The organism is Nocardioides sp. AE5 (genome assembly GCF_031844485.1).
In the GTDB taxonomy this organism is placed as follows: domain Bacteria; phylum Actinomycetota; class Actinomycetes; order Propionibacteriales; family Nocardioidaceae; genus Nocardioides.
This window is the reverse complement of record NZ_JAUZVI010000003.1, coordinates 101918-119771: the sequence shown is the minus strand read 5'-3', so window position 1 is coordinate 119771 and position 17854 is coordinate 101918. Positions and strand designations below refer to the sequence as shown.

The following is a 17854-nucleotide window of genomic DNA, read 5'->3' as shown; positions in this document are numbered from 1 at the left end:
CTCCTGAACGGCCCACAAGTGGGAAACGTTCAAAAACTCCCCATTTTGGGGACCCCCTCGGCTTCGGCCAATTCGATGTCCACCACGAGCGACGCAGCAGTGACGATCACCTTGCGCGAATGGGCCTTGCCGGTGGCCGCACTCGCGGCCGTGACGACGTACGGTCCCGCGGATGGGAGTGGCAGGTCGTAGCCCCCGTCGGCCGCGGAGACCGTGCTCTGCACGAACTCACCGGCGCCGGCGTGGAGAGCGACCATGGCGGCAGCGACCGGGGTGCCTTTGTCGGTGACGGTGCCACGCAGCATCAACTGGTCGGTCAGGGCAACGTGCTCCTGCGAGGTGCCACCGGCGTACTCGAAGATGTGGGCGCGTGGGGACCAGCCGCGGGCGTTGCCGACCACGACGTAGGTGCCCGGTCCGGGCAGTGCCACCGAGTAGCCGCCCGACTGGTCGGACCAGGCCCAGTCGACCGGCGACCCGTCGAGGTGGGTGACGGTGACGATGGCCGGGGTCTGCCGCGGGGGCTCACCGCCGATCAGGATGGTGCCGCGTACGACGGTCTCGACCTGGTCCGCGTCGCGGGGCGCACCGATCTTCTTCTCCCGCGCCTGGGCCCGCGACGGGATCAGCCAGGTCACCCCGACGGCGGCCGCCGTGGCCGCGGCACACAGCACGAACATCAGGTGGAAGGAGCCCAGGCTGGGGAACTCGTGGCCCCCCGTGCGGACCACCATCACCGTGGTGATGGCGGCGAAGATCGCCGTGGAAGTGGCGCCACCCACGGCGCGGGCCAGTGAGTTGATGCCGTTCGCCGCGGCGGTCTCCGTGATCGGCACCGAGGCCATGATCAGCATCGGCATCGCCGCGAATGCCAGCGCCGTGCCCAGGCCGACCAGCGTCGAGCCGAGGATGACCTCGAACGCCGAGCCGGAGAACGGGATCCGGGCGAGGTAGGCCACCGACATGATCGCGGCACCGACCGCCATGGTGAGACGGCCGCCGAACCGGTTCAGGATCATCCCGGAGAAGGGTGAGAGGACCACCATGACCAGTCCGGACGGGACCATGGCCAGTCCGGCGGCGCTGACGTCCATCCCGATGCCGTGCTCGAGAGCCTCGGGCAACTCCAGGATGGTGATGGTGATCAGCATGTTCACGTACATCGCCAGCGCGATCAGGACCGAGGCGACGTTGGTCAACAGCACCGGTCTCCGTGCGGCCGTCCGCAGGTCCACCATCGGGTCCTTGACCCGCAGTTCGAACGGCACCCAGAACGCACCGACTGCCACGGTCAACGCCAGCAGGCCGACGACGGCGGGGCTGGTCCAACCCCAGCTCCCGCCCTTGGAGACCGCGAGCAGGAAGGCAGTCAGCGCGACCGAGAGCAGGAGCGCACCGGGCAGGTCGAAGCGTCCGGGTGTCTTGACCCGTGACTCGTTGACCAGGAGTGCCACCGCGACCAGGACGAGCAGGCTTCCGGCACCGGAGACCCAGAAGAGCGAGGACCAGCCCCAGTGCTGGTAGAGGAGGCCGGAGAGCGGTAGCCCCAGGGCGGTGCCGATGCCCAGGGTGGCACTCATCAGGGCGACGCCGAAGCTGACCCTGTTCGGCGGGAGCTCGTCGCGCATGATGCTGATCCCGACCGGGATCAGCGCCGCTGCAGAGCCCTGGAGAGCGCGGCCCGTGACAGCAGCGGCGAAGGACTCATCGAAGAGCGCCAGCAGCAGGGATCCGGCGGCCATCACGACCAGGCAGATCAGGATCATCCGCCGCTTGCCGACCATGTCCGCCAGGCGGGAGACGATCGGGGTGGCGACGGCCCCGGCGAGCAGTGAGGCGGTGACCATCCAGGTGCCGGAGTCCTGGCTGACGCCGAAGTGGGCTGGCACCTCGGGCAGGACGGGGACCACGAGCATCTGCTGAAGCGCGGCGATCATCCCGGCCAGTGACAGGGTCGCGATGACGATGCCGGTGCGCGCGGCACGCGGATCCTTCTCCCGGACCTGGTCGGGACGCGCCATCAGGCACCGTCCTCGACGAGCCGGAGCAGGTCTGCGGTCCGCTGAATCGGACGGATGTTCCCGGCTCCGTCGACCCATCCCTGGCCGGGCTCGAAGCGTCGCAGCACCCTTGCCGGCACCCCGGCCACCACTGCATGGTCGGGCACGTCGCCGCGGACCACTGCGCCGGCTCCGACCACCACGTTGCGGCCCAACGTGGTGCCGGGCAGGATCATTGCCCGGTGCCCGATCCAGGAGCCCGCGCCGATCCGCACCGGATGGTGTTGGCCGAGCTGGCGCCCGATCGGCTCGTCGGGGTCCTGGTAGCCGTGGCTGGCGTCGGAGACGAAGACGCCCTGGCCGAACCAGACGTCGTCACCGATCTCGATGCCCTCGTGTGCGGTCAGGGTGCTGAACGCGCCGATCACGCAGCGGTCGCCGATCACCAGACCCCGTTCGGGCAGTGAGGACGCGTCCGGGCCGTATCCGACGGTGAGGGTGCACTGGCGGCCGATCAGCGTCTCGCGGCCGATGTGGATGGCACGCTCGCCCATGAGCGTCGCGTGGGGGAAGCCGATCAGGCTCGCCTCGCCGAAACTGCCGAAGCGGGCGGCCGCGCGCGTGCCCGGGGTGATCTCACCGACCCACTCCAGTGCGCGGCGTACGGCGTGGAAGGTCGGGCTGAGCAGGGTCCGGAGCAAAGGCACGCTCGGAGCGTATCGGCTCACGGCTCATTGCCGGTGGTGGGCTGGGCATGCTCCTGGGCCAGGCCCAGATGATGTCGTGGCGCGGGCCGCCCACCGGGGCGACGGAGCCGTCGAGATGGTGGGGATGCGCCAGAGGTAGGTGCCTGGCCCGAGTTGTCGCACCGTGTCGTTCGCATGAGTCTTGGCCCTGTGGGCGTAACGGCTCAGGGGTGCGGCGTTGTGGGTGCCGGTCTGCCCCCGAAACCCGGGGTGGCAGGGGATGACGTGGTCCAGGTCGGTGCCGGTGCGTCGGACGGCATGGGTGGGACGGGGGACGGTGCTGCGTACCGCCCCGCGAACGGCCGTTCTCGTGGTCGCCCCAGAGCGAGTGGAGAAGTGGGGAAACCGCCTCTCACCTGCGGAAACAGGTGAGAGGCGGTTTCGTTTCTCGGTCGGGCTGACAGGATTTGAACCTGCGACCCCTTGACCCCCAGTCAAGTGCGCTACCAAGCTGCGCCACAGCCCGAGTTCCGCACTCTCGTGCGGACCGACGGAACACTATCGCACCGCGTCGCCCGAAAGGGAATCGGGCTACCGTGTCGCGCAATGGGGTTCTCCCCGCTCAGCGCTTCCGCTTCTCCCGGGGACGGACCTGCAGCTCGATCGGCGTGCCCACGAAGCCGAACTCCTCACGCAGGCGCCGCTCGATGAAGCGCTCATAGCCCGCGTCCAGCTTGCCGCTGGTGAAGAGGATGAACGTCGGCGGCGCCGTCTGCGCCTGGGTGCCGAAGAGGATCCGCGGCTGCTTGCCGCCACGCACCGGGTGGGGATGCTCGGCGACCAGGCGCCCGAGGAAGGTGTTCAGTTGCCCCGTGCTGATCCGGGTCTCCCAGCCCTCCAGTGCGCGGTCCAGGGCGGGGACGAGACGGTCCACGTGCCAGCCCGTGCGCGCAGTGATGTTGATCCGGGGTGCCCACTGGACCTGGACGAGCTCGCGCTCGATCTCGCGGTCCAGGTAATAGCGACGCTCCTCGTCGACCAGGTCCCACTTGTTGAACGCGATCACCAGCGCCCGGCCGGTCTCGCGAATGGTCTGGATGATCCGGATGTCCTGCTCGGAGATGGACTCGGAACCGTCCACCACGAGCACCGCAACCTCGGCCCGCTCGATCGCCGACGCGGTGCGCAGCGAGGCGTAGTACTCATGGCCCGAGGCGGTCTTGACCCGCTTGCGGATCCCGGCCGTGTCGATGAAGCGCCACGGGCGTCCGCCGAGGGTGATCAGTTCGTCGACGGGGTCGACTGTGGTGCCGGCGACGTTGTCCACCACGACCCGCTCCTCGCCGGCGAGCTTGTTGAGCAGGGACGACTTGCCGACGTTCGGCTTGCCGACCAGGGCAATGCGGCGCGGCCCACCGACCTCCTCGAACGACTCGGCCGGGGTGTCCGGCAACGCCGCCAGGACGGCGTCCAGCAGGTCACCAGAACCCCGGCCGTGGATGGCGGAGACCGGGTACGGCTCCCCCAGTCCCAAGTTCCACAGTCCGTACGCCTCGGCCTCGGTGCGCTGGTCGTCGACCTTGTTCGCGGCGAGCACGACCGGCTTGTTGGCCTTGCGCAGGATCTTGACCACGGCCTCGTCGGCGTCGGTGATCCCGACGGTCGCGTCCACCACGAAGAGGACCGCATCGGCCAGGGAGACCGCGACCTCGGCCTGGCCGGCGATTCGCTCTGCCATGCCGCGCGCGTCCGGGTCCCAGCCACCGGTGTCGACCACGGTGAAGGCGCGCCCGTTCCAGTTGGCGTCGTAGGGCACCCGGTCCCGGGTGACACCGGGGCGGTCCTCCACCACTGCTTCGCGGCGACCGATGATCCGGTTGACCAGGGTCGACTTGCCGACGTTGGGCCGACCGACGACTGCGAGGACCGGCAACGGACCTGCAGCTTCCGCGTCGTACTCGCTCATGATGCTCCTTGTTCGACCACACCGGTGTGTGGGTCGTCGTCGATGTTGCGCTGGCCAGGTGGCAGCGGCCCGGGTAGGTCCCGACCGCTCGCGGCGATCGCCCTGGCCTGCTGGTCCAGCATGTGCTCCCGGAGCAACAACGTCACCTGCCGGACTTGTTCCCGGGTGCGTGGCCACGGGCTCTGCGGCACCCGGAAGGGCGCCCCATAGACCATGTCCACCGTGCTTCCCCGGGGCGGCAGGGATCCACTGCTGCCGCCGGGCTCGCGGGTGCCGAGCATGGTCACCGGGACCACGGGCGCACCGGTCACCAACGCCAGGTACGCCGCTCCCCCGTGGAACCTGGCCAGGTCGCCGGCGCCGCGGGTGCCCTCGGGGAAGACGCCTGCCACCCGGCCGGCACGCAGCACCGCGATGCACGCCTTCATCGCCGACGGGTCGGCGGCGAACCGGTTGAGCGGGATCTGGCCGGAATGGTGCAGGAACCCACCGAGCTTGCCCTCGAACATCTCCTGCTTGGTCAGGGCGTGCACCGGACGGGGGCTGAAGATCGCCAGGAGCGGGCCGTCCACGACTCCGACGTGGTTGGCAGCCAGGATCACCGGGCCGGCCTCAGGCACGTGCCAGGTGCCCCGGGTGCGCACCGTGAACCGTCGGCTGATGATCCACCGGGCGAGCGGGCGCAGCGGGTGGAGCAGGTGCGTGGGCGGCAGTTCGATCCCGTCGGTGACGGGCAGCCCAGCGCGGGACGCGTCGAGGTCCATCAGGCGCCGGCTCCTGCGTCCTCCACCAGGGCGACAACCTGTGCGATCACTTCGTCGAGCGTGTACGGCGTGGTGTCCAGGTGGTGCGCACCTTCGGCCATCACCAGGGGCGCGGTGGCACGGCCCGAGTCGATCCGGTCCCGGGCCAGCAGTGACTGCTCGGTGACGGCCTGGTCGGACCCGCCCTCCTCGGCAGCGCGCCGGGCGGCACGGGCCGCGGGATCGGCGGTGACATAGAGCTTCACCTCGGCGTCGGGCCAGACCACCGAGCCGATGTCACGCCCTTCCACCACGATGCCGCCGTCGCCGATGATGGTGCGTTGCAACTCCAGCAGGTGCTCGCGCACCTGCGGCACGGCACTGACCGGGCTGACGGCGTTGGTGACCTGCTCGGTCCGGATGGCGATCGAGGCGTCCTCGCCGTCGACGGTGATCGTGGGATCGCGCGGATCGGTCCCGGAGACGACGACCGGGTCACCAGCCCGGGCCGCGACCGCGGCCGCGTCGTGCACGTCGACGCCGTTCCTCAGCATCCACCAGGTGATGGCGCGGAACTGGGCGCCCGTGTCGAGGTAGCGCAGCCCGAGCCGTGCGGCGACGCCACGTGCGGTGCTCGACTTGCCCGAACCGGACGTCCCGTCGATGGCAACGACGACCTTGCTGCTCACGGGACTCCTGTGCGGTTGGTTGGGGCGGAAAGGGCGGTGTCGGGGTGGACCGGACCGGCACGAGCCTACCGTCCGGGCACCCGCACGACGGCATCCGCTATTCGCGCACGTCCCACCCGCGGCTGGTCAGCGAGGTGACCAGGTGTGGCGCCCTGGCGGCCTCCACGACGAGTTCGACCTGTCCGACCGGGCGGCCCGGGTCGTGGTCGATGTGGACGTCCTCGATGTTGACGCCGATCTCCCCCGCGTCGGCGAAGAGTCGGGCCAGTTCGCCGGGGTGGTCGGGCACGGCAACGAAGACCGACTCGGTCGGTTGTGCCGGGCCGCCATGCTTGCCCGGGATGGCGCGGGTGCCGGCGACGCCCTCGGCGAGCACCTTCTCCAGCGCAGCGCGGGACCCATCAGCGACGGCAGCGCGCAGGTCACCCAGGCGCACCGTCACCTCGTCGAGCAGGGCCAGCACCGCAGGCTGGTTGGCGGTGATGATCTGCAGCCACATGCCCGGGTCGCTGCCGGCGATCCGGGTCACGTCTCGCACGCCCGGCCCGGAGAGGGCGAGCTGATCGACCGGAGCGTTGGCCAGGCGACCGGCGACCAGCGCCGACATCAGGTGCGGCAGGTGCGAGGTCCGCGCCACGGCGGCGTCGTGCTCGTCCGGCGCCAGTTCCAGCGGTACGCCGCCACAGAGCTCGACCAGTTCGCGCACCAGCGCCACGGCCGGTTCCGGCGCCCGCTCGTGCGGCGTGATCGCCCACGGTCGTCCCTCGAAGAGGGTGCCGGACGCAGTCAGCGGGCCCGAGCGCTCGCTGCCGGCCATCGGGTGGCTGCCCACGTAGCGGTCGACCGCGTCCGGGGCCACGGAGAGGACATGGTCCAGTGGCTGGGACTTGACCGAGCCGACGTCGGTGACGACGGCGTCCGTGGTGGTGAGTGCGCCGGCGATCACGGGGCCCAGATGGTCCGGCGGGACCGCCACCACGACCAGCTGCACCGGCTCACCGTGGTGTTCGATGCCGGCGCCGAGCCCGCTCGCGGTGCGGATGTGTTCCCGGTTCGGGTCGCTGAGGAAGACCTCCACCCGGTGGCGGCGCAGGGCCAGCGCCAGGGAGGTGCCGAGCAGGCCGGCGCCGACGACCAGGACGGGACCGGTCAGGTCGCCCCGGGGCATGTCACTCATCCGCGTCGGGGACCTCGCGGACCCGGGACAGGTCACGGCGCAGGTGGGCGGCGCCGTGCAGGTAGACGTGGGTGATGTCCTTGCGGGGCAGGTCGGTCTCGACGTGCGCCATCATCCGGACCACGCGCGGCATCGAGTTGCCGATCTCCAGTTCGCGGGCGCAGATCAGCGGCACCTCGTCGAATCCGAGCTGGCGGGCGGCGTACGCCGGGAACTCGGAGTTGAGGTCGTCGGTGGCCGTGAAGATCACGGAGATGAAGTCATCGACGGTGAATCCGTTGGAGGTCATCACGTCGGTGACCATCTCGGCCACCCGTTCGAGCATGTGCTCGCGGGTGTCCGTCTCGAGCTGCGTGGCCCCACGCACGGCCCGTACCGCCACGGCGACGTCCTTCCTGGAACTTCTCTGCTTGCCCGCACAGGTTAGTACGCCGCCGCGGCACTCAGTGCGGCTGGTAGTCGCCGAACGACCACTGGTTGCCGTCGGGGTCGGCAACGGTGCCGCCGCGACCGCCGTACCCCTGGTCCTGCATCGGCTGCACCACGGTGCCCCCGGCGGCCAGCGCCGCCTCGAAGACGGCGTCCGGGTCGTCGACGACCAGGTAGATGCCCGCCGTGCCGACACGTGAGGATCCCACGGCGTCCTCGCGCTCGGAGCCGAACATCAGCCCTCCGTGCCCGTCGGGTGAGACCCACTCGGCGTGCGCGACCAGCGAGGGATCCGCCTCGTCGCGGTACGCCGCGTGCTCGGTGAAGCCGAGCGCGGTCAGGAAGGCGGTCATCGCCTCCAGGTCGCGCACGGTGATGCAGTCCCAGAACCTGATCTCGCCGATGCCCATGGCCCGACGCTACGCCTCACAGTCGCGCGGAGTCGAGCAGTGTGCCGAGTTCGTCGCTGGTGAGTTCACGCAGCGCACCGGGCTTGAGGCCGGCCAGCGGGATCGGCCCGATCGCGGTCCGGGTGAGGCGGCGTACCGGGTGCCCGACCTGGTCGAGGAGTCGGCGCACGATCCGGTTGCGTCCCTCGTGGATCACCAGTTCGACGATGCTGCGCCCACGGGCCCCGCCCTGGCCCTCGGAGACCAGGCGGGACGAGGTCACCTCGACCGGGCCGTCCTCGAGCACCACGCCGTCGCGCAGCGCCTGCAGGGTCTCCCGGGTGACGGCACCGTCCACCTCGGCGACGTAGGTCTTGGTCAGTTCGTACGACGGGTGGGCCACCTTCTGGGCGAAGTCGCCGTCGTTGGTGAGCAGGATCAGCCCGGAGGTGTCGGTGTCGAGGCGCCCCACGTGGAAGAGTCGCTCGGGGCGATCGGCGACGTGGTCGGCCAGCGTCGCGCGTCCTTCGGGGTCGGACATCGTGGAGACCACGCCGCGGGGCTTGTTCAGGACCAGGTAGACGTGCGGGCTGATCGGCGGCAACCGCTTGCCGTCCACCCTGACCACGGCGGTGCGCGGATCGATCTTGGTGCCCAGGCGGGTGACGACCTCACCGTCGACACTGACCAGCCCGTCGAGCATGAGTTCCTCGCACTTGCGCCGCGAGGCCACCCCGGACTGGGCCAGGTGCTTCTGCAGGCGGACCAGCCCCTCCTCCGCCGGTACGTCGTTCACTCGGCCGCTCCGGCAACGGGAGCTTCCACCTGCCCCGACAGCGCGGCCAGGTCCTCCTCCATGTCCTCCATCTCGGGCAGGAACGGTGCCAGTTCGGGCAGTTCGTCCAGGTCGGTGATGCCGATCCGCTCCAGGAAGTAGGACGTGGTCCGGTAGAGGTTGGCGCCCGTCTCGGCGTCCTGTCCGGCCTCCTCGACCAGGCCGCGGGTGAGCAGCGTCCGCATCACTCCGTCGACGTTGACCCCGCGGATGGCCGAGACCCGGGCCCGGGAGACGGGCTGCCGGTAGGCGACCACGGCCAGCGTCTCCAGGGCTGCCTGGGTGAGCCGCGCCTGTTGTCCTTCGAGGACGAACCCTTCCACCACGGGCGCATACGCCTCGCGGGTGTAGTAGCGCCAGCCACCGGCGACGTTGCGCAACTCGAAGCCGCGCCCCTGCTCGTCGTACTCGGTGGCCAGGGCGGCCAGCGCCGCCGCGACCTCGTCGACCCGGTGGCCGACAGCAGAGGCCAGGGTGACCTGGTCCAGCGGCTGGTCGGCGACCATCAGCACGGCCTCCAGCGCAGGGCGCAACTCGGCGACGGGTACGTCGAGGGTCTCGCTCGCTTCCTCGACGTCCTGGTGCTCACTCATCGCTCTCCTCCTCGTCGGCCTGCCCGGTGGGCTGCGGTTCCGTCCCGGCCTGCTCGGGTGGGGCACCGTCGAACTCGTCGCTGATCTCGAACTCGCTGTCCTCGGCGCCGGTCCAGCGCACCGACAACTCCCCCAGCGGGGTGGCCTGGTCGAAGGCCACCGCCCCCTCGCGGAAGAGTTCGAGCAGCGAGAGGAACCGGGCCACCGTGGTCAGCGTGTCCGGTGAGTCGCCGCACAGTGCACGGAAGGTCATCGTGCCGTGGCTGCGCAGGCGGTCGACCACGATCGCTGCCTGCTCCTTGACCGAGACCTTGGCGGCGTGGGGGTGTTGCAGGGAGAGTTCCAGGACCGGCTTGGGCGCCATCGCCTTCGCTGCCATCCGGGCGAACTGCTCCAGGCCGATCCCGATCAGCACCTCCGGCAGCAGCGTGGCGAAGCGTTCCTCCATGCCGACCGCACGCGGGAAGCGGCGGGTCTCATCCGCCAACCGCTGCTCGAGCACGCTGGCCACCTGCTTGAAGGCCTTGTACTGCATCAGCCGGGCGAAGAGCAGGTCGCGCGCCTCGAGCAGGGCCAGGTCCTCCTCGTCCTCGACGTCGCCCTGGGGCAGCAGCCGGGCCGCCTTCAGGTCCAGCAGGGTGGCGGCAACGAGCAGGAACGACGAGGTCTGCTCCAGGTCCCAGACCTTGCCGCCCGCCTTGACGTGGGCGATGAACTCGTCGGTGACCACCGAGAGGGCGACCTCGGTGATGTCGAGCTTGTGCTTGGCGATCAGGTTGAGCAGCAGGTCGAAGGGGCCCTCGAAGTTGTCCAGGTGGACGGCGAACCCGCCCGCTGCCTCCGCGGCCTCCCCGGACTGCGCCTCGGCCTCCGGTACGACGGGGGCCTGGCTCACGTTTCCCTCAGCCGGGCCACCACTTCGGAGGCGTCGCCGTTCTCCTCGAAGTCGGCCAGCGCCATCGCGATGGCGGCCCGCACGAGGCGACCCCGGTCGACGGCCTTGCCCGTGGAGCGGCGCATCGAGAGCCGGGCGTGCTCGAGCTCGAGCAACTCCTCGGAGGTGATGTAGACGGTCATCTTCTCGTCGTGGCGCACGCGCCCGCTCGCCTTGCGCCGGGACGGGCCGCTCGCCCGCTCACTCGTGGCATCCGTCGGGTCCGGTGCCGCGGCGAGCTTCGGTGCTGCAGGCTCGGCATCGGTGGTGTCCGAGGTCGGTCGGAAGAGGTCGTCAGCCGCGGGCAGACTCACTCGACGGGACACGCGCGAGCACCTCCTTGGCGAGTTGTCGATAGGACTCCGCCCCGGCCGAGGAGGAGGCATAGCTGGTGATCGGCTCGCCGGCGACGGTGGAGTCGGAGAACTTGACCGTCCTGCGGATGACGGTGTGGAAGACCTTGTCCCCCCATGCCTGGACGAGGCGTTCCATCACCTCACGGCTGTGCAGGGTGCGCCCGTCGAACATGGTGCCCAGGACGCCGTCGATCTCCAGGCGCGGGTTGAGCCGCTCCTTGACCTTGTCGATGGTGGTCTTGAGCAGGGCCACCCCGCGCAGCGCGAAGTATTCGCACTCCAGCGGCACGATGACGCCGTCGGAGGCCGTCAGTGCGTTGACGGTGAGCAGGCCCAGGGAGGGCTGGCAGTCGATCAGGATCACGTCGTAGGAGTCGACCGCCGGGGCGAGCACCCGCTGCAGGGTCTGCTCACGGGCCACCTCGTGCACCAGTTGCACCTCGGCAGCAGACAGGTCGATGTTCGACGGCAACAGGTCCATCCCCGGCACGCCGGACTCCACGACGACCTCGTCGAAGGTGGTCTCGCGGTCCATCAGCAGGTTGTAGACGCTGAGTTCCATCTCGTGCGGGTTGAGGCCCAGGCCGACCGAGAGCGATCCCTGCGGGTCGAAGTCGACCAGCAGCACCTTGCGGCCGAGTTCGGCCAGTGCTGCACCCAGGTTGATCGTGGTGGTGGTCTTGCCGACCCCACCCTTCTGGTTGCACATCGAGATAACCCGGGCCTTGGCGCCGGTCACGACCGGCCCCGGTTCGGGAAGGTCGGGCATCGGGCGGCCGGTCGGGCCGAGGACCACCTCGGGCGTCGGCTCGGGCTCCGGGCGGGGCCGGAACTGCACGGGATCGCTCACGTTCGTCTCTCCTGGGGAAGTAGGAGGGTGGACCTTGGGCGGCATCTGCGGAGCGCTGGTGCCGACCGGGCCTGGCATTCCCGAGAATCCTCCGCCACCGTTCACACGTGCTCCCTTGGCTCCACTTGTCTTTGTCGACTCGGCGACAAGTGTCCGGGCCGTGGTGGCGACTCTAGGGCCGCAGGTCACGCGGGAACAAGGCGGGGTGGCAGATCATCGGCGCCGCGACGAAATCTGTGCATGGGGTGTGCACAGGGGCGCGCTCAACTGCACAACGCAACCATAATCTGTGCACAAACCTGTGGATGAACGGCCCGCTCCCGGGGGCTCACAACCGGCGCATCCCGACGGAGGTGACCACGGCGCGACCCACCTCGTCGGAGGCGTCCAGGTCGACGCTCGCCTCGATCACCCAGTCGTGGTGTCCCTCGGGGTCGTCGATCACCTGGCGCACCTGCCAGGTGCGTCCCTCGACGCTGACCTGCAGCAGCGACGGGCCACGCGCGTCCCCGGCGGTGCCGATCGAGTCGTGCTCGGCGTAGTACTCCTCCAGCGCGTCGTCCCACGCGCTGCGGGTCATCCCCACCTCGCGTGGCGGATCGAAGAGGTCGGCTGTCTCCCGCTCGGCGCGCATCAGCCCGTCCAGGTCGTCGCGTGCCGCGAGCAGCACCCGGTTGAACATCGCGTTGCGCACCATCACCCGGAACGGTCGTTCCTGGGAGGTCAGCGGTCGCGGGGGCGCCGGCTCCCGGTCGGCCTCGACCACCCGGTCCGGGTCGGTGAGCGCCTCCCACTCGTCCAGCAGTGAGGAGTCGGTCTGGCGCACGGTCTCGCCGAGCCATTCGACGAGGTCCTCCAGTTCGGGCGTGCGGTGTGCCTGGGGCACCGTGTGGCGCAGGGTGCGGTAGGCGTCGGTGAGATAGCGCAGCACCAGCCCCTCGGAGCGACCGAGCTGATAGCGGCCGACGAAGTCGGTGAACCCCATCGCCTGCTGGTACATCTCGCGCACGATCGACTTCGGCTCGAGCCCGTCCTCGGGCAGCCACGGGTGGGCGCCGCGATAGATCTCGTACGTCGCCCCAAGCAGTTCCGCCAGCGGTTGCGGCCAGGTGATCTCCTCCAGCAGCGCCATCCGTTCGTCGTACTCGATGCCGTCGGCCTTCATCTCGGCCACCGCCTCGCCGCGGGCAGCGTTCTGCTGGGCGAAGAGGATCTGGCGCGGCGCCTCGAGCACGGCCTCGATGACCGAGACGATGTCGAGGGTGTGGTCCGCCTCCTCCGGGTCCAGCACGTCGAGCGCCTCGAGGGCGAAGTGGGCCAGCGGTTGGTTGAGCGCGAAGTCGTCGGCGAGCGCCTCGGTGAGCACGTAGCGGCGGCCGAACCCGTCCGGCTCGTCCAGCCGGGCCAGCACGCCCGAGGCCACCAGGGACCGGGCCAGGCGCAGCGCCCGCCGGATCAGGCGGACCCGGTTGCGGGGCTCCTCGTGGTTGTCGCGCAGCAGGTCACGCATCACCGCGAAGGCGTCGGCCTCACGGGCCACCACGTTGAGCAGCATCGCGTTGTCCACCCGCATCCGCGACACCAGCGGTTCCGGGGTCCCCTCGACCAGGCGGGTGAACGTCTCCTCGCTCCACACCACGGTGCCCTCGGGCGGCTTGCGCAACTGCGCCTTGGACTTCTTCTTCGGATTCGCCGCGTTCTTCGCTGCCGCCTTCGCCTTGGCCCGCTCGTTCTCGATGACGTGCTCGGGCGCCTGGACCACGACGTATCCGGCCGTGTCGAAGCCGGCCCGCCCGGCCCGTCCGGCGATCTGCTGGAACTCGCGCACCCGCAGGATCCGCTGCCGGCTGCCGTCGAACTTGGCCAGTCCGGTGAAGAGCACCGTCCGGATCGGCACGTTGATGCCGACGCCCAGGGTGTCGGTGCCGCAGATCACCTTGAGCAGTCCGTCCTGGGCCAGTTGCTCCACCAGGCGTCGATACTTCGGCAGCATCCCGGCATGGTGGACGCCGATCCCGTTGCGGACCAGCCGCGAGAGGACCCGCCCGAACCCGGCCCCGAAGCGGAAGGCGCCGATCCGTGCGGCGATCGCCGCCTTCTCCTCCGCATCGACCAGCTTGCCGACCAGGCCCGAGGAGGGCAGCACCAGGGTGTTGGCGTGGGCGACGGCGTCCTTCTGGGTGAAGTGGACGACGTACGCCGGCACCTGGCGGGTCTCGACCAGCTCGGACAGGGTCTCGGCCAGCGGCGTCAGCGCCCAGGTGAAGGTGAGTGGCACCGGCCGTTCGGCGTCGTCGACCAGCGCCGTCTCCCGCCCGGTGCGGCGGGTGAGGTCGTCGACGAACGCCGAGACGTCGCCCAGGGTGGCCGACATCAACAGGAACTGGGCCTGCGGCAGCGCCAGCAGCGGCACCTGCCAGGCCCAGCCCCGGTCCGGCTCGGAGTAGAAGTGGAACTCGTCCATGATCACCGTGCCGACGTCGGCCTGCTCGCCCTCGCGCAGGGCGATGTTGGCCAGCACTTCGGCCGTGCAGGCGATGATCGGGGCGTCGGGGTTCACCGCGGCGTCGCCGGTGAGCATGCCGACGTTCTCCGCACCGAAGATGGCACACAGGTCGAAGAACTTCTCGCTGACCAGTGCCTTGATCGGTGCGGTGTAGAAGCTGATCCGGTCGGTGCACAGCGCCGCGAAGTGGGCGCCCAGGGCCACCATCGACTTCCCGGAACCGGTCGGCGTGGCCAGGATGACGTTGTTGCCGGAGAAGAGCTCGATCACCGCCTCGTCCTGGTGCGGGTAGAGCTCGGTGCCCCGGCTGCCCGCCCACGCGGTGAACCCGTCGTAGAGGGAGTCCGGGTCGGTGGCGCCCGCGTAGTTGCCAAGCCGGTCCGCCGGCTGCGCGCCGCTCATCCGCGTGCCCGGGGATGCGCCGTCGCGAACACCTCGCGCAGGTTGTCGACGGTGACCAGGGTGTAGACCTGCGTCGTGGTCACCGACGCGTGCCCCAGCAGTTCCTGGACCACGCGGACGTCGGCGCCGCCGTCGAGCAGGTGGGTGGCGAACGAGTGGCGCAGCGTGTGCGGCGAGACGTCCCGGGTGATCCCGGCGCGCTCGGCCGTCTTGACCAGCACCGTCCACGCACTCTGGCGGGAGAGCCGGCCGCCGCGGGAGTTGAGGAAGAGTGCGGGCCCTCCCCGGCCGTCACCGACCAGGCTGGTCCGGGCCCCTTCGACGTACGTCGTCACTGCCTCGCGGGCATAGGAGCCGACCGGGACGATCCGTTCCTTGCCGCCCTTGCCGCGCAACCGGACCACGCCCTCGACCAGGTCCAGGTCGTCGATGTCGAGCCCGATCGCCTCGGAGATCCGGGCCCCGGTCCCGTAGAGCACCTCGAGCAGGGCACGGTCCCGGTGGGCCAGCGCGGTCCCCGGCGCACCGGCAGCATCCAGGAGCGCCTCGACGTCCGAGAGCGGCAACGCCTTCGGCAGGCGCTTCGCCGGTGCCGGTGGCTTGACCGCTGCGGCCGGGTCGGACTCGGCCAGTCCGTCCATCACGGCGAACTTGTGGAAGCCGCGTGCCGCGACCACGGCCCGCGCGGCGGAGGTGGATCCCAGCGGTGGGTGGTCGGCGTCGCCCTCGCGCAGCCGGACCAGGAAGTCGGAGACCACCTGTTCGGTGACGGAGTCGAGGTCCTCGATGCCGCGCTCGCGGAGGTGGGAGCGGTAGCGCTTGAGGTCACGGCGGTAGGACAGCAGCGTGTTCTCGGCCAGTCCCCGTTCCACCGCCAGGTGGTCCAGGTAGGTCCGCATCGCGAGGTCGATCGGATCAGCGCCCACCTGTGCTCCTCGCCGGGCCGCTCCCGAAGCGGGCATCATGGGCGAGCACTGCGAGCGCCACCGGACCGTCGGCAACGCGACCGTCGAGGATCGCCTCGCGCAGTTCGGCCAGCGGCACCCACAGCGGTTCCATGTCGGCCTCCTCGTGCTCGAGGACGAAGTCACCGCGATCGGCGTGGGAGAGCCCGCGGGCCAGGTAGAAGTGGTGGCGCTCGGCCGACACACCGGGCGATGCCCACACCGAGAGCAGGTGGTGCCACTCGCTGGCCTCGAGTTCCCCCTCTTCCCGCAGTTCGCGCACCGCCACGTCGAGGGGGTCCTCGCCGTCGTGGTCACAGACGCCGGCGGGCAACTCCACGAACCGCCGCTGGGCGGGGTGGCGGTATTGCCGGATGCAGAAGACCCGTTCCTCGTCGTCGATGGCCAGCACCATCACCGCACCGGGATGCTCGACGACCAGGCGCCGGAACGACGGCCCGTCGGGATCGTCCGGGGCCTGCACCTGGTCGGTGCGGAAGGCGACCACCCAGTCGTCGCGGTGCAGGTCCGTCGAGGAGACGACGGGCCAGGACTCGGGCTGGTCAGCAAGCTTCGACATGACCGCAGGCTATCGCCGTACGCCGCGAGGCTCCGGCACGCCTCGTCCCTCCGATCAGTCCTCGATCGGGATGAGCAGCTCGCGCTGGCGCTCGATGGCCGCACCGATCAAGCCGGCAAAGAGCGGGTGCGCCTTCGTCGGGCGCGACTTGAGCTCCGGGTGGGCCTGGGTCGAGACGTAGTAGGGGTGCACCTCGCGGGGCAGCTCCACGAACTCGACCAGGTTGTTGTCCGGCGACGTCCCGGAGAAGACCAGTCCGGCGGCCTCCAGCCGGTCACGGTAGGAGTTGTTCACCTCGTACCGGTGGCGGTGGCGCTCCTCGACCTTGGTCTCGCCGTACGCCGCGTGGACCACCGAGCCTTCCTTGAGCACGGCCGGGTAGAGGCCCAGGCGCATGGTGCCGCCCAGGTCGCCGGCGCCCTCGACGAAGGACTTCTGCTCCTCCATCGTTGCGATCACCGGTTCGGTGGTCTCCGGGTCGAACTCGGTCGAGGCCGCATCGGCCAGGCCCAGTTCGGTGCGGGCGTACTCGATGACCATGCACTGCAGCCCCAGACAGATGCCCAGGGTCGGGATCTGGTGGTTGCGCGCGTACGTCAGCGCACCCAGCTTCCCCTCGAGCCCGCGGATGCCGAACCCGCCGGGGACCAGGATGGCGTCCATCTCGGAGAGGTGGCGTGCCGCGCCCTGCTCGGTGGCGCACTCGTCGGAGGCGATCCACTCGATGTTGACCTTCGCCTCGTGCGCGAAGCCACCGGCCCGCAGCGCCTCCGCGATGGAGAGGTAGGCGTCGGGCAGGTCGATGTACTTGCCGACCAGGCCGACGGTGACCTCCTCGGCCGGGTGGTGCACCCGACGGAGCAGGTCGTCCCAGACCGTCCAGTCGACGTCACGGAAGGGAAGGTTGAGGCGGCGGACCAGGTAGGCGTCGAGGCCCTCGGCGTGGATCACCTTCGGGATGTCATAGATCGACGGGGCGTCCGCGCAGTTGATCACTGCCTCGGTCTCCACGTCGCACATCAGCGAGATCTTGTTCTTGATCGACTGCGGCACCTCGCGGTCAGAGCGGAGCACGATCGCGTCGGGCTGGATGCCGATCGAGCGCAGCGCGGCGACGGAGTGCTGGGTCGGCTTGGTCTTCAACTCCCCCGACGGCCCGAGGTACGGCACCAGGGAGACGTGGAGGAAGAAGCAGTTGTCGCGCCCGATGTCGTGGCGCACCTGGCGGGCAGCCTCCAGGAACGGCAGCGACTCGATGTCGCCGACGGTGCCACCGATCTCGGTGATCACGACGTCGACGTGGCCGCCGTCGTCCTCGCCGCCCATCGCCCGGATCCGGTCCTTGATCTCGTTGGTGATGTGCGGGATCACCTGGACCGTGTCGCCCAGGTAGTCACCGCGGCGCTCCTTGGCGATCACCGACGAATAGACCTGGCCGGTGGTCACGTTCGCGATCGCATTCAGGTCGGTGTCGAGGAAGCGCTCGTAGTGCCCGATGTCGAGGTCGGTCTCGGCGCCGTCGTTGGTGACGAAGACCTCTCCGTGCTGGAACGGGTTCATCGTGCCCGGGTCCACGTTGAGGTAGGGATCGAGCTTCTGCATGGTGACCCGCAGCCCTCGGGACTTCAGCAGGTTTCCCAGGCTCGAGGCCGTGAGCCCCTTGCCGAGGGAGGACGCGACGCCTCCGGTGACGAAGACGTGCTTGGTCGGCGCCGATGAGGCCAAGGAGAACTCCCGCTGTCAGACTGGATGAATGGATCCTCTGCTACGGGGTT

Annotated in this window: 17 protein-coding genes and 1 tRNA gene; all 18 read right to left on the bottom strand. The window is 70.0% G+C overall.

Features of this window, described 5'->3' with window-relative positions:
• Positions 1 to 29: 29 nt before the first annotated feature.
• Positions 30 to 2021: an MFS transporter gene (locus Q9R27_RS06370; protein ID WP_311251508.1), complete on the bottom strand. Its 1992-nt coding sequence runs from the start codon at positions 2019 to 2021 to the stop codon at positions 30 to 32.
• On the bottom strand, positions 2021 to 2707 hold the full coding sequence (locus tag Q9R27_RS06365) for an acyltransferase (RefSeq protein ID WP_311251507.1): 687 nt from the start codon (positions 2705 to 2707) through the stop codon (positions 2021 to 2023). The genes Q9R27_RS06370 and Q9R27_RS06365 overlap by 1 nt, the downstream gene beginning before the upstream one ends.
• Before the next feature lie 431 nt (positions 2708 to 3138).
• Positions 3139 to 3212, bottom strand: a tRNA-Pro gene (locus Q9R27_RS06360).
• Positions 3213 to 3308: 96 nt separating this feature from the next.
• Complete coding sequence (gene der, locus Q9R27_RS06355) at positions 3309 to 4652, bottom strand: ribosome biogenesis GTPase Der (protein WP_311251506.1); 1344 nt, start codon at positions 4650 to 4652, stop codon at positions 3309 to 3311.
• Positions 4649 to 5416: a lysophospholipid acyltransferase family protein gene (locus Q9R27_RS06350; RefSeq protein ID WP_311251505.1), complete on the bottom strand. Its 768-nt coding sequence runs from the start codon at positions 5414 to 5416 to the stop codon at positions 4649 to 4651. The genes der and Q9R27_RS06350 overlap by 4 nt, the downstream gene beginning before the upstream one ends.
• Complete coding sequence (cmk, locus tag Q9R27_RS06345) at positions 5416 to 6084, bottom strand: (d)CMP kinase (RefSeq protein WP_311251504.1); 669 nt, start codon at positions 6082 to 6084, stop codon at positions 5416 to 5418. The genes Q9R27_RS06350 and cmk overlap by 1 nt, the downstream gene beginning before the upstream one ends.
• 97 nt (positions 6085 to 6181) lie before the next feature.
• Positions 6182 to 7261 (bottom strand): prephenate dehydrogenase, encoded by a 1080-nt coding sequence (locus Q9R27_RS06340; RefSeq protein WP_311251503.1) that lies wholly within the window; start codon positions 7259 to 7261, stop codon positions 6182 to 6184.
• Positions 7254 to 7643 (bottom strand): chorismate mutase, encoded by a 390-nt coding sequence (gene aroH, locus Q9R27_RS06335; protein ID WP_311251502.1) that lies wholly within the window; start codon positions 7641 to 7643, stop codon positions 7254 to 7256. Before aroH ends, Q9R27_RS06340 begins: the two co-directional genes overlap by 8 nt.
• A 61-nt stretch (positions 7644 to 7704) precedes the next feature.
• Positions 7705 to 8100, bottom strand: coding sequence for a VOC family protein (locus Q9R27_RS06330; RefSeq protein ID WP_311251501.1), 396 nt, complete (start codon positions 8098 to 8100; stop codon positions 7705 to 7707).
• 16 nt (positions 8101 to 8116) lie between these two features.
• Positions 8117 to 8875, bottom strand: a complete 759-nt coding sequence (locus tag Q9R27_RS06325) for a pseudouridine synthase (RefSeq protein WP_311251500.1) — start codon at positions 8873 to 8875, stop codon at positions 8117 to 8119.
• Positions 8872 to 9507, bottom strand: coding sequence for an SMC-Scp complex subunit ScpB (scpB, locus tag Q9R27_RS06320; RefSeq protein ID WP_311251499.1), 636 nt, complete (start codon positions 9505 to 9507; stop codon positions 8872 to 8874). Before scpB ends, Q9R27_RS06325 begins: the two co-directional genes overlap by 4 nt.
• On the bottom strand, positions 9500 to 10402 hold the full coding sequence (locus Q9R27_RS06315) for a segregation and condensation protein A (protein WP_397219652.1): 903 nt from the start codon (positions 10400 to 10402) through the stop codon (positions 9500 to 9502). Before Q9R27_RS06315 ends, scpB begins: the two co-directional genes overlap by 8 nt.
• Positions 10399 to 10767, bottom strand: coding sequence for a hypothetical protein (locus Q9R27_RS06310; RefSeq protein WP_311251498.1), 369 nt, complete (start codon positions 10765 to 10767; stop codon positions 10399 to 10401). The genes Q9R27_RS06315 and Q9R27_RS06310 overlap by 4 nt, the downstream gene beginning before the upstream one ends.
• Entirely contained in the window at positions 10736 to 11566 is an 831-nt protein-coding gene (locus Q9R27_RS06305) for a ParA family protein (protein WP_311251741.1), read from the bottom strand. Before Q9R27_RS06305 ends, Q9R27_RS06310 begins: the two co-directional genes overlap by 32 nt.
• Positions 11567 to 11975: 409 nt before the next feature.
• Positions 11976 to 14555 (bottom strand): DUF3516 domain-containing protein, encoded by a 2580-nt coding sequence (locus Q9R27_RS06300; protein ID WP_311251497.1) that lies wholly within the window; start codon positions 14553 to 14555, stop codon positions 11976 to 11978.
• A complete protein-coding gene (gene xerD, locus Q9R27_RS06295) occupies positions 14552 to 15454 on the bottom strand; it encodes a site-specific tyrosine recombinase XerD (RefSeq protein ID WP_311251740.1) in 903 nt (300 codons plus the stop codon). Before xerD ends, Q9R27_RS06300 begins: the two co-directional genes overlap by 4 nt.
• A 16-nt stretch (positions 15455 to 15470) precedes the next feature.
• The gene (locus Q9R27_RS06290; RefSeq protein WP_311251496.1) at positions 15471 to 16079 is read right to left on the bottom strand and encodes an NUDIX hydrolase; all 609 of its coding nucleotides are present in this window, start codon (positions 16077 to 16079) and stop codon (positions 15471 to 15473) included.
• 54 nt (positions 16080 to 16133) lie between these two features.
• Positions 16134 to 17804, bottom strand: a complete 1671-nt coding sequence (locus Q9R27_RS06285; RefSeq protein ID WP_311251495.1) for a CTP synthase — start codon at positions 17802 to 17804, stop codon at positions 16134 to 16136.
• Between the last annotated feature and the right edge of the window lie 50 nt (positions 17805 to 17854).

What these genes read in the sequence shown, in the direction of transcription:
- Q9R27_RS06350 (WP_311251505.1), bottom strand. Translation starts at nt 5,416, where the DNA reads ATGGACCTCGACGCGTCCCGCGCTGGGCTGCCCGTCACCGACGGGATC.
- Q9R27_RS06300 (WP_311251497.1), bottom strand. Translation starts at nt 14,555, where the DNA reads ATGAGCGGCGCGCAGCCGGCGGACCGGCTTGGCAACTACGCGGGCGCC.
- Q9R27_RS06330 (WP_311251501.1), bottom strand. Translation starts at nt 8,100, where the DNA reads ATGGGCATCGGCGAGATCAGGTTCTGGGACTGCATCACCGTGCGCGAC.
- Q9R27_RS06305 (WP_311251741.1), bottom strand. Translation starts at nt 11,566, where the DNA reads ATGCCCGACCTTCCCGAACCGGGGCCGGTCGTGACCGGCGCCAAGGCC.
- der (WP_311251506.1), bottom strand. Translation starts at nt 4,652, where the DNA reads ATGAGCGAGTACGACGCGGAAGCTGCAGGTCCGTTGCCGGTCCTCGCA.
- scpB (WP_311251499.1), bottom strand. Translation starts at nt 9,507, where the DNA reads ATGAGTGAGCACCAGGACGTCGAGGAAGCGAGCGAGACCCTCGACGTA.
- Q9R27_RS06290 (WP_311251496.1), bottom strand. Translation starts at nt 16,079, where the DNA reads ATGTCGAAGCTTGCTGACCAGCCCGAGTCCTGGCCCGTCGTCTCCTCG.
- xerD (WP_311251740.1), bottom strand. Translation starts at nt 15,454, where the DNA reads ATGCGGACCTACCTGGACCACCTGGCGGTGGAACGGGGACTGGCCGAG.
- Q9R27_RS06340 (WP_311251503.1), bottom strand. Translation starts at nt 7,261, where the DNA reads ATGAGTGACATGCCCCGGGGCGACCTGACCGGTCCCGTCCTGGTCGTC.
- Q9R27_RS06370 (WP_311251508.1), bottom strand. Translation starts at nt 2,021, where the DNA reads ATGGCGCGTCCCGACCAGGTCCGGGAGAAGGATCCGCGTGCCGCGCGC.